This window comes from Algoriphagus sp. (genome assembly GCF_029254265.1).
GTDB lineage: Bacteria > Bacteroidota > Bacteroidia > Cytophagales > Cyclobacteriaceae > Algoriphagus.
In genome coordinates this window covers 1-19,519 of record NZ_JAQWXX010000110.1, presented here as the reverse complement: position 1 = coordinate 19,519, position 19,519 = coordinate 1, and the positions used below count along the sequence as shown (strand labels likewise).

The 19,519-nt window shown below is 39.3% G+C and carries 27 protein-coding genes; 26 read left to right on the top strand and 1 reads right to left on the bottom strand.

Annotation, left to right across the window (positions count from 1 at the left end):
- The 25 genes from rplX to P8O16_RS16665 all read left to right on the top strand — a co-directional run bounded on the left by rplX (position 1) and on the right by P8O16_RS16665 (position 15,762).
- Positions 1 to 345, top strand: a complete 345-nt coding sequence (gene rplX / locus P8O16_RS16785) for a 50S ribosomal protein L24 (RefSeq protein WP_300316581.1) — start codon at positions 1 to 3, stop codon at positions 343 to 345.
- The gene (gene rplE / locus P8O16_RS16780) at positions 338 to 898 is read left to right on the top strand and encodes a 50S ribosomal protein L5 (RefSeq protein WP_300316580.1); all 561 of its coding nucleotides are present in this window, start codon (positions 338 to 340) and stop codon (positions 896 to 898) included. Before rplX ends, rplE begins: the two co-directional genes overlap by 8 nt.
- Positions 899 to 901: 3 nt before the next feature.
- On the top strand, positions 902 to 1,171 hold the full coding sequence (gene rpsN, locus P8O16_RS16775) for a 30S ribosomal protein S14 (RefSeq protein WP_300316579.1): 270 nt from the start codon (positions 902 to 904) through the stop codon (positions 1,169 to 1,171).
- A gap of 84 nt (positions 1,172 to 1,255) precedes the next feature.
- Positions 1,256 to 1,651, top strand: a complete 396-nt coding sequence (gene rpsH, locus P8O16_RS16770; RefSeq protein WP_075349334.1) for a 30S ribosomal protein S8 — start codon at positions 1,256 to 1,258, stop codon at positions 1,649 to 1,651.
- Positions 1,652 to 1,660: 9 nt separating this feature from the next.
- Positions 1,661 to 2,218, top strand: coding sequence for a 50S ribosomal protein L6 (gene rplF, locus P8O16_RS16765; protein WP_075349335.1), 558 nt, complete (start codon positions 1,661 to 1,663; stop codon positions 2,216 to 2,218).
- Between the two features lie 6 nt (positions 2,219 to 2,224).
- Positions 2,225 to 2,575: a 50S ribosomal protein L18 gene (gene rplR / locus P8O16_RS16760; protein WP_075349336.1), complete on the top strand. Its 351-nt coding sequence runs from the start codon at positions 2,225 to 2,227 to the stop codon at positions 2,573 to 2,575.
- Between the two features lie 6 nt (positions 2,576 to 2,581).
- Positions 2,582 to 3,100: a 30S ribosomal protein S5 gene (rpsE, locus tag P8O16_RS16755; protein ID WP_075349337.1), complete on the top strand. Its 519-nt coding sequence runs from the start codon at positions 2,582 to 2,584 to the stop codon at positions 3,098 to 3,100.
- A 5-nt stretch (positions 3,101 to 3,105) separates the two neighbouring features.
- A complete protein-coding gene (gene rpmD / locus P8O16_RS16750) occupies positions 3,106 to 3,285 on the top strand; it encodes a 50S ribosomal protein L30 (RefSeq protein ID WP_075349338.1) in 180 nt (59 codons plus the stop codon).
- A 2-nt stretch (positions 3,286 to 3,287) separates the two neighbouring features.
- Positions 3,288 to 3,734 carry a 50S ribosomal protein L15 gene (rplO, locus tag P8O16_RS16745; RefSeq protein ID WP_300316578.1) on the top strand — a complete coding sequence of 149 codons (447 nt, stop codon included), beginning with the start codon at positions 3,288 to 3,290 and terminating at the stop codon, positions 3,732 to 3,734.
- 4 nt (positions 3,735 to 3,738) lie between these two features.
- Positions 3,739 to 5,058, top strand: a complete 1,320-nt coding sequence (gene secY, locus P8O16_RS16740; protein WP_075349340.1) for a preprotein translocase subunit SecY — start codon at positions 3,739 to 3,741, stop codon at positions 5,056 to 5,058.
- 1 nt (position 5,059) lies between these two features.
- The gene (gene map, locus P8O16_RS16735) at positions 5,060 to 5,833 is read left to right on the top strand and encodes a type I methionyl aminopeptidase (RefSeq protein WP_300316577.1); all 774 of its coding nucleotides are present in this window, start codon (positions 5,060 to 5,062) and stop codon (positions 5,831 to 5,833) included.
- A gap of 1 nt (position 5,834) precedes the next feature.
- Positions 5,835 to 6,053, top strand: coding sequence for a translation initiation factor IF-1 (gene infA, locus P8O16_RS16730; RefSeq protein ID WP_009034195.1), 219 nt, complete (start codon positions 5,835 to 5,837; stop codon positions 6,051 to 6,053).
- Positions 6,054 to 6,059: 6 nt separating this feature from the next.
- Positions 6,060 to 6,176 carry a 50S ribosomal protein L36 gene (gene rpmJ / locus P8O16_RS16725; RefSeq protein WP_082632371.1) on the top strand — a complete coding sequence of 39 codons (117 nt, stop codon included), beginning with the start codon at positions 6,060 to 6,062 and terminating at the stop codon, positions 6,174 to 6,176.
- Positions 6,177 to 6,180: 4 nt separating this feature from the next.
- Positions 6,181 to 6,558, top strand: coding sequence for a 30S ribosomal protein S13 (gene rpsM / locus P8O16_RS16720; protein ID WP_075349343.1), 378 nt, complete (start codon positions 6,181 to 6,183; stop codon positions 6,556 to 6,558).
- A 14-nt stretch (positions 6,559 to 6,572) separates the two neighbouring features.
- Positions 6,573 to 6,971 carry a 30S ribosomal protein S11 gene (gene rpsK, locus P8O16_RS16715; RefSeq protein ID WP_075349344.1) on the top strand — a complete coding sequence of 133 codons (399 nt, stop codon included), beginning with the start codon at positions 6,573 to 6,575 and terminating at the stop codon, positions 6,969 to 6,971.
- An 18-nt stretch (positions 6,972 to 6,989) separates the two neighbouring features.
- A complete protein-coding gene (rpsD, locus tag P8O16_RS16710) occupies positions 6,990 to 7,595 on the top strand; it encodes a 30S ribosomal protein S4 (RefSeq protein WP_075349345.1) in 606 nt (201 codons plus the stop codon).
- Between the two features lie 37 nt (positions 7,596 to 7,632).
- On the top strand, positions 7,633 to 8,622 hold the full coding sequence (locus P8O16_RS16705; RefSeq protein ID WP_300316576.1) for a DNA-directed RNA polymerase subunit alpha: 990 nt from the start codon (positions 7,633 to 7,635) through the stop codon (positions 8,620 to 8,622).
- A 5-nt stretch (positions 8,623 to 8,627) separates the two neighbouring features.
- Positions 8,628 to 9,170, top strand: a complete 543-nt coding sequence (rplQ, locus tag P8O16_RS16700) for a 50S ribosomal protein L17 (protein WP_300316575.1) — start codon at positions 8,628 to 8,630, stop codon at positions 9,168 to 9,170.
- 119 nt (positions 9,171 to 9,289) lie between these two features.
- Positions 9,290 to 10,387 (top strand): glutamine-hydrolyzing carbamoyl-phosphate synthase small subunit, encoded by a 1,098-nt coding sequence (gene carA, locus P8O16_RS16695; protein WP_300316574.1) that lies wholly within the window; start codon positions 9,290 to 9,292, stop codon positions 10,385 to 10,387.
- 22 nt (positions 10,388 to 10,409) lie between these two features.
- On the top strand, positions 10,410 to 11,693 hold the full coding sequence (gene eno / locus P8O16_RS16690) for a phosphopyruvate hydratase (protein ID WP_300316573.1): 1,284 nt from the start codon (positions 10,410 to 10,412) through the stop codon (positions 11,691 to 11,693).
- A gap of 94 nt (positions 11,694 to 11,787) precedes the next feature.
- Complete coding sequence (locus tag P8O16_RS16685; protein ID WP_300316572.1) at positions 11,788 to 12,075, top strand: septum formation initiator family protein; 288 nt, start codon at positions 11,788 to 11,790, stop codon at positions 12,073 to 12,075.
- A complete protein-coding gene (locus tag P8O16_RS16680) occupies positions 12,056 to 12,607 on the top strand; it encodes a hypothetical protein (protein WP_300316571.1) in 552 nt (183 codons plus the stop codon). Before P8O16_RS16685 ends, P8O16_RS16680 begins: the two co-directional genes overlap by 20 nt.
- A 20-nt stretch (positions 12,608 to 12,627) precedes the next feature.
- A complete protein-coding gene (epsC, locus tag P8O16_RS16675) occupies positions 12,628 to 13,473 on the top strand; it encodes a serine O-acetyltransferase EpsC (protein WP_300316570.1) in 846 nt (281 codons plus the stop codon).
- Positions 13,460 to 14,338: a cysteine synthase CysM gene (cysM, locus tag P8O16_RS16670; protein ID WP_300316683.1), complete on the top strand. Its 879-nt coding sequence runs from the start codon at positions 13,460 to 13,462 to the stop codon at positions 14,336 to 14,338. The genes epsC and cysM overlap by 14 nt, the downstream gene beginning before the upstream one ends.
- Positions 14,339 to 15,282: 944 nt before the next feature.
- On the top strand, positions 15,283 to 15,762 hold the full coding sequence (locus P8O16_RS16665) for a hypothetical protein (protein WP_300316569.1): 480 nt from the start codon (positions 15,283 to 15,285) through the stop codon (positions 15,760 to 15,762).
- A gap of 530 nt (positions 15,763 to 16,292) precedes the next feature.
- On the opposite strand, the gene P8O16_RS16660 is transcribed toward P8O16_RS16665, so the two are convergent.
- The gene (locus P8O16_RS16660) at positions 16,293 to 17,405 is read right to left on the bottom strand and encodes a type I restriction enzyme HsdR N-terminal domain-containing protein (protein WP_300316568.1); all 1,113 of its coding nucleotides are present in this window, start codon (positions 17,403 to 17,405) and stop codon (positions 16,293 to 16,295) included.
- Between the two features lie 310 nt (positions 17,406 to 17,715).
- Here P8O16_RS16660 and P8O16_RS16655 point away from each other — a divergent pair, with 310 nt between their 5' ends.
- On the top strand, positions 17,716 to 19,407 hold the full coding sequence (locus P8O16_RS16655; protein WP_300316567.1) for a hypothetical protein: 1,692 nt from the start codon (positions 17,716 to 17,718) through the stop codon (positions 19,405 to 19,407).
- Positions 19,408 to 19,519: the final 112 nt, after the last annotated feature.

Below are 19,519 nucleotides of genomic sequence, written 5' to 3'. Positions count from 1 at the left end.
ATGGAAAGAAAAATGAACAAGCAACCAAAGCTTCACATCAAAACCGGTGATACTGTTAAGGTAATCGCAGGCGATGACAAAGGCAAAACAGGCAAAGTACTTTCAGTTGATAAGCAGAAGAGCAGAGCTATTGTAGAAGGACTAAACATGATTACAAAACATGTTAAGCCAACTGCGGCTAAGCCTCAAGGTGGAATCGATAAAAAGGAAGCCTCAATGCATATTAGTAACCTTATGCTTGTAGATCCAAAGACTGGTGAGACTACCAGAACTGGTCGTAAAGCAGGTGAGAATGGTAAATTAGTAAGATACTCTAAGAAAACCGGGGAGGTGATCAATGGCTAATCCTAGAATCAAGCAAAAATATTTGAACGATATCGTTCCAGCATTGAAAGAGAAATTTCAATATTCCTCAGTAATGCAGGTTCCTAAGTTGACTAAAATCGTTATCAATAAAGGTATTGGTGCTGCAGTAGCAGACAAGAAACTAGTAGATCAGGGGGTTGAAGAGCTTTCGTTGATCACTGGTCAAAGAGCTGTTTCTACTAAAGCTAAGACTTCTGTATCCAACTTTAAGTTGAGAGAAGGCATGCCTATCGGTGCTAAAGTTACCTTGAGAGGAGACATGATGTATGAATTCCTTGATCGTCTTATGACTGTTGCACTTCCTAGAGTAAGAGATTTCAAAGGTATTTCTGATAAAGGTTTTGACGGAAGAGGTAACTATACCCTAGGGGTACAGGAGCAGATTATTTTCCCTGAGATTAGTATCGAGAAAGTAAATAGAATTTCAGGAATGGACATAACTTTTGTCACCTCTGCAAATTCAGATGAGGAAAGCTTAGAATTAATGAAAGCTTTCGGAATGCCTTTCGTTAAAAACACTAAAGAAGACTAAATCATGGCAAGAGAGTCCATCAAAGCTCGCGAGAGAAAAAGAGAGCGTTTAGTAGCCAAGTATGCTGATAAAAGAGCAGCCCTTAAAGCGGCTGGTGATTATGAAGCACTTGATAAACTGCCAAAAAACGCATCACCTGTAAGACTTCATAATAGATGTAAGCTTACTGGTCGTCCAAAAGGCTACATGAGAAAATTCGGTATCAACAGGGTAACCTTCAGGGAAATGGCCGCATCAGGCAAAATTCCTGGAGTGACAAAGTCCAGCTGGTAAATAAAACGACAGTAGTTTTTATTATAAAAATCAATTCGTAACTTTGCACGCCCAAAACGGGTGTAGCTAGACTTATAAAATATCATGACTGATCCAATAGCTGATTATCTGACAAGGTTGAGAAATGCCATCAAGGCATCTCACCGAATCGTTGAGATACCTGCCTCTAATATCAAGAAGGAGATTACGAAAGTATTGCATGACAAAGGATATATTCAGAATTATAAATTTGAAGAAAACGGTCCTCAGGGAACGATCAAAATTGCTCTGAAATTTAATCCTACGACTAAGCAAAACGCAATCGTAAGCCTTAAGCGTGTTAGTACGCCAGGTCTCAGAAAATATGTGAAACATACGGAGCTTCCAAGAGTAATTAACGGCTTGGGAATAGCAATCGTATCCACCTCCAAAGGTGTAATGACTGATAAAGAGGCCCGTACTGAGGGTGTAGGTGGAGAAGTTCTTTGCTACGTATATTAATTTACTATCATGTCTAGAATAGGTAAAAAATCAATAAATGTACCCAGCGGTGTTACTGTAGACGTGTCGGCTCATGGAGTTGTCACTGTTAAAGGTCCAAAGGGTACCCTTGTTCAGGAGGTTAATCCTGACATTAAGGTAAAAGTAGAAAACAACGAAATCGTTGTTGCTAGACCTACTGATTCCAAAAGACACAAATCATTTCATGGACTTTACAGATCTCTTATCAATAACATGGTAATTGGAGTTTCTGAAGGTTACAAAAAAGATTTGGAACTTGTTGGTGTAGGTTTTAAAGCGTCAAATCAAGGACAAGTTTTAGAGCTTAATCTTGGTTATTCCCACAGTATTTTCTTCGCTCTTCCAAACGAAGTGTCTTTGAAGACTGAGACTGCAAAAGGTAAAAATCCAATTATTACTTTGGAATCTATCGATAAGGAATTGATAGGACAGATAGCTGCAAAAATCAAATCTCTTCGTAAGGTTGAACCTTACAAAGGAAAAGGTGTGCGCTTCGTTGGTGAACAAGTTAGACGTAAGGCTGGTAAGACTGCCGGTAAAAAATAATAAGTTATGGCATTTAATAAGAGTTCCAGAAGACTTAGAATCAAGCAAGGTATCAGAAGAAAAATTTCTGGTACAGATTCCAGACCTCGTTTGTCAGTATTTAAAAGCAATACAGGCATCTATGCGCAGCTTGTTGATGATCTTAAAGGTCATACTTTGGCACATGCTTCTTCCAAAGAATTGGGAGCTAAAGCCAACACAAATGTTTCAGTATCTAAGGAAGTAGGTAAAAAACTTGCGGAAAGAGCTGTAGCAAATGGAGTAAACGAAGTCGTTTTTGACAGAAATGGTTACCTATATCACGGAAACGTGAAAGCTTTGGCAGATGGTGCTAGAGAGGGAGGCCTTAAATTTTAATCCGTTATGTCTCAATTAAGAAGAAAGCCTATTAGGGCTACAGATACAGACTTAAAAGAAAAAGTAGTAGCGATCAACCGAGTTGCCAAAGTGGTTAAAGGTGGTAGAAGATTCTCTTTTTCAGCAATAGTTGTAGTAGGAGATGGTCAAGGTGTGGTAGGTTATGGATTGGGTAAAGCCAATGAGGTAACTGATGCTATCACTAAAGGCATCGAAGATGCTAAGAAAAACTTAGTAAAAGTGCCAGTTTTGAAAGGAACTATCCCACACGAACAACTAGGTAAATTCGGTGGAGGATTTGTATTGATCAAACCAGCAGCAGCAGGTACAGGTGTAATTGCCGGTGGTGCGATGCGTGCGGTATTGGAGAGTGCAGGCGTTACAGACGTTCTTGCTAAATCTAAAGGATCTTCAAATCCACACAACGTGGTGAAAGCTACAATTGATGCACTTGTTCAACTTAGGGATGCGATTTCTGTGTCACAGCAGAGAGGTGTGAAAATGTCTAAAGTATTTAACGGATAATTATCATGGCTAAGATCAAAATCACTCAGACGAAAAGTATCATTGACAGACCAAAGGATCAAAAAGCTACTATTACTGCTTTAGGCCTTGGTAGAATCAGCAAATCTGTGGTTGTAGAAAATACACCTCAAATTGCTGGTATGGTAAATAAAGTTAATCACCTTGTAAAAGTGGAGGAAGCTTAATTATGAAATTGCATACATTAACCCCAGCTGAAGGATCCACCAAAAATCGTAAGAGAATTGGTAGAGGTACAGGTTCAGGTAGAGGAGGGACTTCTACAAGAGGTCATAAAGGAGCTAAATCAAGATCTGGATATAAGTCCAAACTTGGTTTTGAAGGTGGTCAAATGCCTCTTCAAAGAAGAGTTCCTAAGTTCGGCTTTAAAAGCTTTAATAGAGTTGAATATAAGCCAGTAAATTTGGATACCTTGCAAGGCCTATCTGAACAATTTAGTCTCGATGTGATCAACATGGAAGCTTTAGTTGCTCATGGTATCGCTTCAAAAAATGACAAAATCAAAATCCTCGGTGGAGGAGAGTTGAAGTCCAAATTAGACGTGTCTGCTCACAAATTCTCTGCTTCAGCTGTAGCTGCTATCGAGAACGTTGGTGGATCGGTAAACCAGATTTGAATTAATGAAAAAGTTTATTTCGACAGTTAAGAATATTTTCTCCATCGAAGACCTACGAGTGAGAATCATGAATACGATCGGTTTTCTGATCATATTTAGATTAGGTTCTTATGTAGTACTTCCTGGAGTGGATCCTTCCAAATTAGGAGGTCCTCAAGAAGGTATCTTTGGATTGATAGATACATTCCTTGGTGGTGCATTTAGTAATGCATCTATCTTTGGATTGGGTATCATGCCATATATCTCTGCATCCATCGTTTTGCAGTTGCTTACTGTCGGAGTTCCCTACTTTCAGAAGATGCAGAAAGAGGGTGAATCTGGAAGAAAAAGAATCAACCAGATTACTCGGGTATTGACTATTTTGATTACCATCGCTCAGGGTATTGGTTACGTGAGTGCCACGATTATCCCTACAGGAGCTGTAATGATTAGTACTTCACTGTTTATGGTGAGTTCTCTAGTGTTATTATCAGCAGGTACCATGTTTTGTATGTGGCTTGGTGAGAAAATCACGGAAAAAGGTATTGGTAACGGTATCTCTATGCTCATCATGATAGGAATTATATCTAGATTCCCTGGAGCGCTAATCGCCGAAGGTGTTGAAAAAGGTGGTTCTGGAATGCTATTGTTACTCATAGAAGCGGGTGTTTTATTCTTTGTAGTTGTAGGGGTAATTGCTCTTACAGAGGCTACAAGAAGGATTCCAGTTCAATATGCTAAGCAAGTAGTAGGAGGTAAAGTATATGGTGGTCAACGTCAGTACATACCAATCAAAGTCAATGCTTCAGGCGTAATGCCGATCATTTTTGCTCAATCTTTAATGTTTGTACCTGCTTTGATCGCTCAGATTTGGGCTCAGGATAACGACATAGCAAACTATATTGGTACCACATTTAGTGATTTCACTTCTTGGCAGTATAATTTGTTGTTTGCAGCAATGATTATCATTTTCACCTTCTTTTACACGGCTATAACCGTCAATCCTGAGCAAATTGCTGAGGATATGAAACGTAATGGTGGATTTGTTCCAGGCATTAAACCTGGTGCACCGACTTCCGAGTTTATAGATGGAATTATTTCTAAGATTACTTTGCCAGGTTCAATTCTCCTTGCTGCTGTAGCGATCTTGCCGGCATTAGCGATAATTTCCGGAGTTGGCGCTGAATTCGCACAGTTCTATGGAGGAACTTCATTGCTTATAATGGTTGGCGTTATCATGGATACGCTTAGACAAATTGAGAGTTATTTATTGATGAGGCATTACGAAGGAATGATGAAGAGTGGTAATATGAAGAATAATCCTTCTAATTACCAAGTAGCTTAAGATGATTCATTATAAGACTTCAGAGGAAGTTAAGTTAATAAAAGAGAGTGCCGATATACTAGCGAAAGCTCATGGAGAAGTTGCTAAATATGTCAAAGAAGGGGTAAAGACCTCTTTTCTAGATAAGATTGCTGAGGAGTACATTAGAGATAATAAGGCTGTCCCATCCTTTAAAGGATACAATGGATTCCCATCATCTTTATGTATTTCTGTTAACGAAGTGGTTGTCCACGGTTTTCCCAGCGATTATGAATTGAAAGATGGCGATATAATCTCAATTGATTGTGGAGTCTTTCACCAAGGTTTTCATAGCGATTCCGCTTATACGTATCCTATTGGTGAAGTGTCTCCTTCCATTATTGAGCTCTTAAAAGCTACAAAAGATTCTCTTTATCTAGGTATTGAGCAAGCCACATTTGGTAATCGAGTTGGAGATATTGGTAATGCTATTCAAAAGTATGTTGAAGCTAAAGGTTACACGGTTGTCCGTGAATTAGTTGGACATGGTTTAGGGAAAAGCCTTCATGAATCTCCTGAAGTTCCGAATTATGGTAAAAAAGGTAGCGGACCATTATTAAAAAGTGGAATGGTAATCGCAATTGAGCCGATGGTAAATCTGGGCAGTAGAAATATTGTTCAGGAAAGAGATGGATGGACTATTCGTACTGCGGATAGAAAAGCATCTGCACACTATGAGCATACAGTTGCGATATTTGAAGATAGAACAGAGGTTTTGACAACCCATAAATACATAGAAGAGAATTTTAAATTCTAAAATGGCTAAACAGACATCAATAGAGCAAGACGGGACTATCGTAGAAGCATTATCTAATGCAATGTTTAAGGTAGAACTAGAAAATGGACATCAATTGATCGCTCATATTTCTGGGAAAATGAGGATGAATTATATTAAAATCCTTCCTGGAGATAAAGTTAAATTGGAATTGTCTCCCTATGATTTATCAAAAGGTAGAATAGTATATCGATATAAATAAACTGATATGAAAGTAAAGACATCTATCAAAAAGAGAAGTGCTGACTGTAAGTTGATCCGTAGAAAAGGGGTCCTTTATGTCATCAATAAGAAGAATCCAAAGTTTAAACAAAGACAAGGTTAAGATTATGGCTAGAATTGCAGGTGTAGACATACCAGACAATAAGCGAGGCGAAATCGGACTTACCTATATCTTCGGAATCGGAAGAAGTTCTGCTAAAGCTATCCTTAGCAAAGCCGGTATCTCTTTCGATAAAAAGGCAGGTGAGTGGGATGATGATGAATCAACCGCCATTCGTAACATTATTGCTGAAGAATTCAGAACAGAAGGTGTTCTGAAGTCAGAAGTCCAATTGAACATCAAACGACTGCTTGATATCGGTTGTTACAGAGGCTTGAGACACAGAAAAGGACTTCCTGTTCGTGGTCAGAAGACTAAGAACAATGCCAGAACAAGGAAGGGTAAGAGAAAAACAGTTGCTAACAAAAAGAAAGCAACTAAATAAAACCTGAATAGATTATGGCTCAGAAAAGAAACGATAAAGCAAAGGGTAAAAAGAGAGTAGTAAAGGTAGAAGCTGTAGGGCAGGTACATATCAAAGCCTCCTTCAACAATATCATTATCTCAATTACCAATAATGCAGGACAAGTGATATCTTGGGCCTCTGCCGGTAAAATGGGTTTCAGAGGTTCGAAGAAAAACACTCCTTACGCAGCACAAATGGCAGCACAAAATTGCGGTCAAGTAGCATACGACTTAGGTTTGAGAAAAATCGAAGTATTCGTAAAAGGTCCAGGTGCTGGTCGTGAATCAGCGATCAGAACGTTGCAAAACGTAGGATTAGACGTGACGACTATTATAGACGTGACTCCTATGCCACACAATGGCTGTCGTCCTCCTAAGCGTAGAAGAGTTTAATTATAAAATTGTAACAGAATGGCTAGATATACAGGTCCTAAAGCAAAGATCGCCAGAAAATTTGGTGAGCCTATCGAAGGGCATAGCAAAGCGCTACAGAAAAAGAATTACCCTCCAGGACAGCATGGTAGAGGTAGAAGAAAAAAGCAATCAGAATATGCTATCCAGCTCGCTGAAAAGCAAAAAGCAAAATACATCTATGGTGTATTGGAAAGACAATTCGCAAAAATGTTTGGTATTGCTTCTAGAAAGTCTGGAATCACAGGTGAAAACCTACTTCAGCTACTAGAAGGAAGATTAGACAATACGGTGTACAGAATGGGTATCTCCCCAACTAGACGAGGTGCTAGACAGCTCGTTTCTCACAAGCATATTCTTGTGAATGGTGATGTGGTAAATATTCCATCTTACACACTTAAGCCTGGTGATGTTGTTTCAGTTAGAGAGCGATCAAAGTCTCTTGAAGCAATCACTAGTAGCTTAGCTGGTAGAGGTGCAAACAAATATCCTTGGTTAGAGTGGGATGGCACATCGTTAACCGGCAAATTCGTCAGTGTACCAGGTAGAGATGATATTCCTGAGAATATCAAGGAACAACTCATTGTCGAACTTTACTCTAAGTAATTTTAATATTTTCAGCTTTTAAAAAAGAACGAGATATATGTCCATTCTAGCATTTCAAATGCCCGAGAAAGTGGTTATGGAAAAGGCCGATGACTTTCATGGCTTATTCACTTTCAAACCACTCGAAAAAGGCTATGGAGTTACTATTGGTAACGCCCTAAGAAGAATTTTGCTTTCTTCCTTGGAAGGTTATGCAATCACTTCGGTTAAGATCCCTGGTGTAGTGCATGAATTTTCTACCATCGAAGGTGTAGTTGAAGACGTGACAGATATTATTTTGAACTTGAAACAAGTGAGATTCAAGAAAGTGCACGAAGCATTTGACGGAAAAATCACTGTGGAGATCAAAAACCAATCTGTTTTGACTGCAGGGGACATCGCCAAGTTCACATCTTCCTTCGAAATTCTAAATCCAGATTTAGTGATTTGTCATATCGACGATGCTAAGAACTTTGAGATGGAATTGGTAGTGGAAAAAGGAAGAGGATACTTACCAGCTGAGGAGTCCAAGCCAAAAGAACAAATCTTCGGAACCATTGCAATCGATGCTATTTTCACTCCTATAAAGAATGTGAAATATAGCGTAGAAAACACGCGAGTGGAGCAGAAGACTGACTTCGAAAAATTGATCCTTGAAGTTTCCACAGATGGTTCTATCCATCCTGAGAAAGCACTTCAAGAGTCTGCTAAAATTCTGATTCAACACTTTATGTTGTTTTCTGACCAAACTATGGTCCTTGATTCAACTGGAATTGCTGAGCCAGAGCCTATCGACGAAGAGTTCTTACACATGAGAAAGTTGTTGAAGACTTCATTGAGTGATCTTGACCTTTCGGTTAGAGCATTCAACTGTCTTAAAGCAGCTGATGTGAAGACTTTAGGAGATCTTGCCAGACTTGAAATTTCTGATATGATGAAATTCAGAAACTTTGGTAAGAAATCGCTCGCAGAATTAGAGCAGCTTATCCAGGATAAAGGATTGACTTTTGGAATGGATATTTCAAAGTATAAACTTGATGAAGAATAATTAATATGAGACACGGTAAGAAATTTAACCACCTTGGAAGGAAGGCTGCTCACCGGAAGGCAATGCTTTCTAATATGGCGACTTCGCTGATTCTTCACAAGCGTATCTCCACCACGCTTGCCAAGGCAAAAGAATTGAAGAAATATTTGGAACCTCTTGTGACTAGAGCAAAAGAGGATACCACACACAATAGAAGGATGGCTTTCTCTTATTTGAAAAATAAGGAGGCAATCATCGAATTGTTTGGAGGAGTAATCGAAAAAGTGGCAAATCGTCCAGGAGGATATACTCGAATCATCAAGACTGGTTTTAGATTAGGTGATAATGCAGAAATGTGTATCATCGAATTGGTAGACTTTAACGAATTGATGCTTAAGGATGCTAAGCCTGCGAAAAAGACTACTAGAAGATCAAGAAGAGGTGCTTCTACAACTGCTTCAGCTCCTGAGGCAAAAGTTGAGACTCCTACTGTTGAAGCTAAAGCTGATGAGTCAAGTGCTCCTGAAGCAACTGAAAATTCATCTGAAGGCGAAACTGAAGAAAAATAAGTTGAAGCCCTCGCTGACTATATCAAAGGATTGGACATTCGTTCAATCCTTTTTTTATACCCTTTTCTATCCTAATCCTTCCCAATAAATATTTAACTTTGGACAACTCAAAAAGAACGATGATTAAACAAAAAGCAACTTTACTCTTAGCGGATGGAACTGTTTTTCACGGTTCATTGATTGGAATCCCAGGAACAAATGGTGGCGAAATTTGCTTCAACACGGGGATGACCGGTTATCAAGAGATCTATACTGATCCTTCTTACACCGGTCAGATAATTGTTACTACTACTTCTCATATCGGTAATTACGGTGTGATTGATGAAGAAGTAGAATCAGATCACCCTACAATTGGGGGAATTGTGGTCAATAGCTTCTCAGATGTCTATTCCAGATTAGATGCTGATGGATCTCTACAGGATTACTTGGTTAAAAATGGAATTACAGGTATTGCTGATATCGATACACGAAAGCTTGTTCGTCATATAAGATCCATGGGAGCTATGAATGCGATCATCAGTTCAGAATTTGAAGATAATCTTGAAGGTCTTTATGCTGAACTTGAAAAGGTTCCTGATATGAATGGTCTTGAACTTTCTTCTGCAGTCTGTACTCAGGAACCTTATTTCTACGGGGATGAAAATGCCTCCATAAAGGTTGCCTGTCTTGATTTTGGGATTAAAAGGAATATTCTTAGAAACCTTGCAAGCAGAGGCGTTTACTGTAAAGTCTTCCCTGCCAAAACCAAACTTGCTGAAATGGAAGCTTGGTCACCTGATGCATATTTTCTCTCCAATGGGCCTGGTGATCCTGCCGTAATGGAATATGCAGTGGCTACGACCAAAGATATTTTAAATACCGGAAAACCTGTTTTTGGAATTTGTCTTGGACATCAAATTCTAGCCGAATCTTGTGGGATTTCAACCTACAAGATGCATCATGGCCATAGAGGATTGAATCATCCCATTAAAAATTTGAAAACTGGAACAAGTGAAATTACCTCACAAAATCACGGTTTCAATATTTCAAGAGAAGATGCTGAGAACAATCCAGAGGTAGAAATTACTCACGTCCACCTAAATGACAATACCGTTGCCGGAATTCGCTTGAAGAATAAACCTGCATTTTCGGTTCAATATCACCCCGAGTCTTCTCCGGGGCCACATGACTCGAGATATCTTTTCGACGATTTTATTACTTTAATTAACCAAAACTAATTCTCTTAAACCTTTTAAAACTATGACGTTGATTCAATCAATTCATGCAAGACAAATTCTAGACTCTAGAGGAAATCCAACCGTTGAGGTGGATGTATATACTGAAAATGGTGCTTTCGGTAGAGCCGCTGTTCCAAGTGGTGCCTCGACTGGTATCAACGAAGCGGTAGAGCTTCGCGATGGCGACAAAAAAGCCTACATGGGCAAAGGCGTGATGAAAGCCGTTTCTAATGTAAATGATATTATTGCTTCCGAACTAGTAGGCTTTGATGTATTTGAGCAAAACCTAATCGATCAAATCATGATCGAATTAGACGGCACTCCAAATAAAAGCAAGTTGGGTGCTAATGCGATTTTGGGTGTTTCTTTGGCAGTGGCCAAAGCAGCAGCGATGGAGTCAAATCAGCCGCTTTACAGATATGTTGGAGGTGTTAATGCGAACACGCTTCCAGTTCCAATGATGAACATCATCAATGGAGGTTCTCATTCTGATGCTCCGATTGCATTCCAAGAGTTTATGATCCGTCCGGTAGGTGCTCCTACTTTTTCTGAAGCTATGAGAATGGGAACTGAGATTTTCCACAATCTGAAGAAAATCCTTCATGATAAAGGACTTAGTACTGCCGTAGGTGATGAAGGAGGTTTTGCTCCAAATTTCTCCGGTGGAACAGAAGAAGCTCTTGCTTGTATTCTTGATGCAATTTCTAAGGCTGGTTATGAAGCTGGAAAAGACGTCACGATTGCATTGGATTGTGCGGCTTCCGAGTTTTTCAAGGATGGAAAGTATGATTACAAGAAATTTGAAGGCGAAACTGGAAAAACCAGAAGTCGTGAAGAGCAAGTTGCTTATTTGGCTGAGCTTTCTGAAAAATATCCAATCGATTCTATTGAAGATGGTTGTGCGGAAGAAGATTGGGAAGGTTGGGCTATGCTTACTGCCAAAATCGGAGATCGTGTACAATTGGTAGGTGATGATCTTTTCGTGACCAATGTGAAATTCCTGAAGAGAGGAATCGAAGAGAAATCAGCAAATTCGATCTTGATCAAAGTAAACCAAATCGGAACACTTACTGAAACAATCAACGCAGTTAATCTTGCACATAAGGCCGGTTTTACAGCAGTGATGTCACACAGATCTGGAGAAACTGAAGACTCTACCATTGCCGACTTAGCGGTTGCATTGAACTGTGGGCAAATCAAGACTGGTTCAGCATCTCGTTCTGACCGTATGGCCAAATACAATCAATTGCTCAGAATCGAAGAGCAGCTAGGTGATTCAGCTATATTCAATGGAAAATTTGCCTAATCATTCCTATAATTTAATGAAAATGAAGACAGTCTTTCGGGGCTGTCTTTTTTTTGCATCATTTTTGTAACTTGATCAGGAAATCGAACGCCTTATGAGTAAGTACCTAAAATACACCAAGAACTTTTACTTTTTAGGATTGGCATTTTTTCTCGCTTGGATGATTTTTATTGATTCTAATAGTGTGATCAATCAAATCAAACTAAGTAGCAAGCTGAATACGCTGGAGGATCAAAGAGAATTTTATTTGGAGCGAAAAACTAGAATAAAGGCTGAAAAAGAGGAATTAATGAGCAATCCTGAACTTTTGGAAAAGTTTGCCCGTGAAAGATACCTAATGAAAAAACCGACTGAGGATCTCTATGTTATTGTCAAAAAGTAAATCACTATTCTTATTTTTTATTCTTTTTTTTGGCTTGAGCGCTGCTTCCATGGCCCAGCGGGAATATTATCCCGGCGATAGTATTCCATTCAAAGACAGACTTTATTTTGGAGGAAATTTCGGAATGCAGTTTGGTACAGTGACCCTAATCGATTTTTCACCTTTAGTAGGAGTGATGATTACCCCAAAATTCTCCTCTGGAGTCGGGATCACCTATCAGTACTTCAATGATCAAAGATATATTGGTGGAGAGACCTCTTCTTACGGTGGAAGGCTGTTTAGCAGATACAACGTCCTGCCGAATATCTTCCTTCACGCAGAATACGAATCCATCAATTTTGATAATTATAATTTCCTATCGGAGCGCTTTGAACGCATCTGGTCTAATGCACTTTTTTTAGGAGGTGGATATTTTGCCCCTTTCGGCCCTAGAGGCGGGGCTAATTTTACTTTTTTGTATAATGTCCTACATGACAATCTTCGTTCACCTTATGGTGAACCTTATGTGATTCGAGTGGGTTTTGTACTGTAATCAAACCTAGTCAAACCTTCATGGATTCATTTATTTCAAAACTCTTTCTTGCCCACCAAGAATGCTCGGATTGTCCTTCCCCAAAAGTAATTAAGCAGTTTTTTGAAGAATTATTGGGATTGCTTTTCCCCGAGTATAGGGTAGAAAAAATCAGTGAAATGGAAGAGTTGTCCTCTAAACTGGATCAACTTCAAAATAGGTTTACTTCAATTCTGAGTAGAAATAAGCATTTGTACGAAGGTAAGTCAGAATTGATTGCACAGGAATTTTTCCAAAATCTAGAACGTATTTACGACTGGGTACATCAGGATATTGATGCCATGTATGCCGGGGATCCTGCTGCAAAATCCAAAACAGAGATTCTTCGGAGTTATCCCGGTTTTTACGCGATTGCAGCCTACCGAATTGCCAATCAAATGCATCGCCAAGGAATTCAGCTGATCCCACGAATGATTACTGAATTGGCACATAGCCGTACAGGAATTGACATTCATCCGGGAGCAACCATCGGGCAATATTTTTGTATTGATCATGGTACAGGAGTGGTAATCGGCGAGACTACGGTGATTGGTGATCATGTGAAAATCTATCAAGGGGTCACGCTTGGGGCACTTAGTGTGGACAAAGCAGCAGCTAACTTAAAGAGGCATCCTACCATCGAAGATCATGTGGTTATTTATGCTGGGGCTACGATTTTGGGAGGAAAAACTACGATTGGTAAAAACAGCGTGATCGGTGGAAATGTCTGGTTGACCAAAAGTATTCCAGCAGGTAGTAAAGTATACTATCAAGCTCAAATGCACCATGCGGATTCCACTATGACAGATTTATATATTTTTAAAAATGAAGAAGATGCGACTAGTTGAATTAATAGGAAATACACCTTTGATCGAATTGGAACATATTCCTACCAATCCGAATGTAAAAATTCTTTGTAAGCTGGAAGGTCAAAATCCCGGGGGTAGCGTCAAAGATCGTGCAGCCTATAATATGCTTCGAGCAGCATTGGATCGGGGCGAAATCAAAAGAGGAGATAAACTAGTCGAAGCTACGAGTGGAAATACCGGAATCGCTTTAGCGATGGTGGCCAAAGTCCTTGGGTTGGAAATGACCCTGATTATGCCTGATAATTCTACCAAGGAGCGTGTCCATTCTATGGAAGCCTATGGAGCAAAAGTCATCCTCACTCCAGCTGCCAAAACCATTGAATATTCCCGAACGCTTGCCGAAGAGATGAATGAAAAAGAAGGTTTTTTCATGCTTAATCAGTTTGCCAATCCGGATAATTACCTGGCGCATTATAAGACGACAGGTCCTGAAATCTGGAATGATACGGCCGGAAAAGTAACTCACTTCGTTTCTGCCATGGGAACAACAGGTACCATTATGGGTGTTTCCAAATTTCTCAAAGAGAAAAATCCTGCTATTCAAATCGTCGGCACCCAACCTACCGATGGATCCAGTATTCCGGGAATCCGAAGGTGGTCCAAAGAGTTTTTACCCAAGATTTTTGACCCTTCTCGCGTTGATCAGGTGATTGACGTGAGTCAGGAGCAAGCGACAGCGATGACTCGACGCATGGCCAAAGAGGAGGGAATCCTCGCCGGAATGAGCAGTGGGGGAGCATTATTTGCTGCGCTCGAACTTGCAAAAACACTGGACTCCGGACTCATAGTTTGCATCACCTGTGATCGGGGTGATCGCTATTTAAGTTCGGATCTGTTTGGGTAGTGGTTTTTTTAACCACTAAGGTTTTTTTAACCACGAAGGACGCAGAGGTATTCACGAAGGACGCAAAGGGTATTTTAACCACGAAGGACACAGAGGTATTCACAGAGGAGATTTTATTTTACCGCTAAGGACGCCAAGTTCGCAAAAATTAATCCTGCCAACTGCCGACTGTCTACTGCCATCTGCTACCTTCACCGCGGTTCGTGTCTTCACGAAACGCAATTGAGTTGGCATTTTACTTTTCAGCCACTAAGGTTTTTTTTAACCACGAAGAACTCAGAGGTTTTAACAGAGGAGATTTTATTTTACGGCAAAGTACACCAAGTTTGCAAAAATTAATCCTGCCTACTGCCGACTGCCGACTGCCAACTGCCGACTGCCAACTGTCTACTGCCAACTGCCGACTGCCGGCTGTCTACTGCCATCTGCTACTGCTTCTAACAACTATTTTAATCCAAACCTTCGAGGTTAGAAAAAAACCTCAAAGGTTAACCCTGCCATCTCTTGCCGCGGTTCTTATCTCCACGAAACGCAAGAAATTCACCTAGTCTTGCGCTAGTGCCGTAGGCACAAAACCATTCATGACCATGGGTGGAGCTTGCGGAACCCATGGCAAAAGAAATAACAATCATTCCCACTCCCGCGCAGGATCTCCTTCTGGAAAACAAAAGAATATGCGGGAGGATGGATACGGATTTTTTTAGCCATTCCCAGCAATAGTATGCAGTTCCTAAAGTTTCTGCGCTTTTCCCAAGGGGCCTGTCTCCACCAAACGCAAGGAGGTGTTACAAAACTGCTTAGGCTGTGTCCATGCGATATTCTGGTTCCCTAGAACCCCCTTATCGAACTGAAAAAATAATTTAACCTAGGTGTTTGGTTTTATAATAAAAGGATTTAACTTAATCGTAAGTTTTTAAACAATCTTCACTTAACCAATTTTTACGATGGAGAATAAAATTTCCTACATGATCCCAGCAGGGGATCTGAAGCAGATCAAAGAAGCGATCGCAGTGTTACAGGCCAAATTAGAGCCTAATTTGATTTCCCTTATCGTAGAGGAGCGCAAGAACCTCAACAAGATGGGAGAGGTATCCAGACCTTTTGTAGAGAAGGTCATGGAGTATGTAGAGATCAATCCCGAATTCAAATCTCCCTACAACAATGTAGAAGAGATGAACAAGGATTGGACATTGATCAACCAATTAGGATCCGTCTTCAACATTCTCAATCAGATTTGTTCCAATCTGGATGATACCCTGTTGGAAGCTGGTGCAGAGGTACTCGATCAAGCCAACAAGTACTATGGCTCGGTACAGATCGCAGCCAAAGACGGAATGCCTAATTCCAAAAAAGTGTATGAGGATCTCGCCGTGCGCTACGAGCGCCGATCCAAGCGTAGAGGAGGAGATCCTGCAGGAGTATAAGTTGAATAATCATCCTAAAGCCCGAGGCAATCGCTTCGGGTTTTTTTATGTGCAGTCCGGAATCCTTCCGGTAAGTCATGAAGACTCAAGCTTGAGTTATGATGATTCGAGATAAGGTGTTTACCACTCAAATTAAAGTGTTTACCACTCAATTTTGAGTCTTTACCACTCGATTTTAAGTGATTACCACTTAAGTTTGAGTCTTTACCACTCGAATTAAGGTATTGAACACTCAAATTTGAGTCTTTAGGACTTGAATTAAGGTGTTGAACACTCAAATTTGAGTCTTTAGGACTTGAATTAAGGTGTTTACCAGTCAGGGTTGGGTGTTGAACACATTACCTTGAATCCTGAGCTATCAAATGAACGCTGGATAAGAAGGGGGAAAGTTCTAGAGAATGGCTTTAGCCATTTTGAGAAATGGAATTTCAAATTCCTAAGGATATGAAAGCGTAGATGCAATCTAAGCTTAGTCAAGGGTCTTCAAAACGGCCAGTTTGACCTTCTAACTCATTTGGAAACGAAACCTATCACCCATTTACTTGATCTATTTTGTATCCCTCTTTCTCCGCTATTTTTACAATTTCTTGAACATTGTCAATTGACCATTCAGTAGAGACTACAAATTGGATATTATCTGAACTTTTTAATATCTCATCCTCTCGGACAAAATGCCTTTTTCTGTCCGTGTGACCATACTTTTGAAGCACGAATTCAAGTTCATTAATCACACCCGTCGAACCTTGCAATTCATCTCGAAAAATATTCTTGAGCTGACTAAAAGTTCTCTGCCTTTTATTATTGAATAGCCTGATAAATTCCAATACAAACCTGTTTTTAGGAAGCTTTACTCCATTTCCATTAATGATGATTTTTGTTTTATCCTTTTCACCTGGATTTCTTGTTTTCAAAAAGTTACTGGATGATTTTTCATTTTTGGAACTTGAAATTACCTCTGGCAAAATGTCCAGACTACGTATCTCAATCTTCACCTTATTCAGAACCGCATCTAAAATTTCACTTTCGTATTCCTGAGTCAAATACTGTTTGATAAGTTCTTTAGTCGGATCTTGGAAATCATCCGATGTTATTCTTTTGACAAGTTCTTCTATTTTGGTTTTCTGTTTGGTTTTTTTGAGGAATTCTGCCGCGAGTCCGTGAAGTGCTTCATGACTAAAGCTATCCTTTGAAAATAAGGAGACAAATTCTTCACCGTCTTTTGAATCTTTTTCAAATTTAATTCTCCCAATCAGAATAGCGTTTTCTTGCTCATTCGATGACCCATCGTAGAATACTTGGATTTCTGGACCAATCAAAATACCAAAAGGCAACTTGAATTGGCGCATATAGGTGGAAAGTTGGATTTGATTCTGTGCCGACAAGGGAACTTTTGGCCTTTTAATCTCTACTACAAACAGTTTTTGCCCCGTCGAATTTGATTTGATCAGAAAGTCAGGTTTTAGGCTGTTTTTAGTGGACCCAAGTTGAAAACTTGGTCGGATTTCAAAATCTCCTGAATACTCCTCCCAGCCCAATATGCCCAATGCCCTGTCAACCAATACTTCAAATTCCCTTTCGGAGATATCACCAACTATCTTCTCAGAGAGGTGGTAGCAGAGTTTATTCCATTTTTCCATGTTCATACTAGGGATGATTTAAGTCCAAAAATCTAATCTTTCTTGGCAATGCTTGTTTTAGAAGGCTGATGACATCATCAATATCTTTCGATTCAAGCGGAATTGCAAATTACACCCAGCGTCAAGCGAACCTCAAAACTTAAAGGAAATAAACCACGCCGAGGTGGGTTGAAATTCTACGGAGTCAAACGAGACTCCGATTAAAGAATCACTCTTTATCTAGGTGGAGTACTGCTGTTAAAAAAGTTTTTTTTAACTACCTGTATTATAACAAAACTAAATATCTTAGAGCTTTAAGAATTTTAATTTTTCATTTGTGGCAACAACATCATACGGTTTAGAGCTTGAGGATCTCAAGAGATATTTAAAAAGTAATGAAAATGAAGATGCAAAGCGTCAATTACTTTTTCCTCTTTTTAAGAAACTTTTCAAAGATAATTTCCGCGCGGAATCTGGAGCTTTTGGCGCTGACATCTATATTCCTGGGCAAATAATTGTAGAGTCCAAATCCATATTCTCAGATTGGTCAAAAGGGTTTTACCAAGCCTTTCATTACAGCAAAGCCAAAGGTCTTGCTTTTAATACTGTTATGGTTATTGCGCAAGAATTTGTGGGCATTTGGAAGACAAACAAAATTCCAGAATTTGCTGCTATTCTAATAAATACCGCTGATGCCACTATCTCTCCTAGTAAAATGGGAGAGATAAATGACCGGAAAACCCAAAAGGCTCAACTCAATCTGATTAAAGAATCAGCGATTTATTGGCTTGATCCAAAATCTTTGCAAGGTGATATCTTTAAGGGGGCCAAAAATCTTACTACGGAGACTTATGAGATTCTTAAAGTCCTTAAAAACCTAGATTCTTCTCGAATCCTAATCAACACCCACAACTTCATCCATACAATAGAATTGATGAAAAAAATGTTTGAGCATCCCATAGATGCTATACATGCCTTTTATACTGTGGTAAATTATTGGGATATAACCTCTGTAGTGACGGAAAATGATTATTCAGATGACGTACAAGTGGTAGGTTTCAAAAATCAGAAAAATAGTGAACCAGTACACATTCACCCAAAACATAAAAAGGAATTCAAAAATTTGATTGAAAATCATTATGTCTTTACCAATGAAGGTTCTGGCCTAACAGCCGATTATTACTTTTCTCGATTTGATGAGGTTTTGTCAGCACTTGATCCTGAATATGCCAAGCAACACGGGATTTTCTTCACGGATGGGAATCTCAGCAAGTTTGCCATGTGGTTTGTTCAAAACTATTTCAAAGAAGACCTTGGAGAGAATTACATAGTATTTGACCCTGCAGGGGGCTCTGGGAACTTAGTGACTAGCTGGAGAGGTAAATTAAAACATAAGATCGTTTCCGAGCTTCAGCCAGATTTACTTAGAACCATCGAGAAAAGAATGAAAATAGATCCTTATCACCTTGATACTGGGTTTACAATAATCCCCAAAACCTCTGACAATAAGGGATTGAATTTTTTGGATATATCCGCTGAGGATTATCTAAATAGGTTAGAAAAAGAGCTGAATTCGAAAAATCTTGAATTGAATAAGCCCTTAGCTTTTCTACTCAATCCTCCCTATAAAAACACGAAAGAAAATAAAGGGAAAAGAGATGAAAAAGATAATAATTATGAAATTGAGAGATCCATTCTTGATGTAACGGGTAAAGAAGCATCTAAGGAAAGGTATTTAGCATTTCTGGGTCAAATAATAAATATTTCAAAATTACAGGCAGATAAAAATATTGATTTCAGTCCATTAGTTTTGATTTTCACTCCAACTTCATGGTTAATACCTAGGAAAAACTTTGTTAATTTCAGGAAAACTTGGGATAAAAATTTTGAGTTTAAATCTGGTTACCTGATAACAAGTAATGAGTTTTTTAAGCTAGATGGTAAATGGCCATTAGCATTCACCATTTGGCAGTATAATTTTTCTCCAAATAGGAGAAATGAAATAAAACTTCATGATTTAACTTTTTAGAGGTGTCCTTTTAATTGCATATATTTATAGCTTTTCAAACGCTCAAAATGGATATATTTAAAGGTCAAGGAGTCATAGAGTTCAGTAAAAGCTTCCAAACTGAACTTGACTG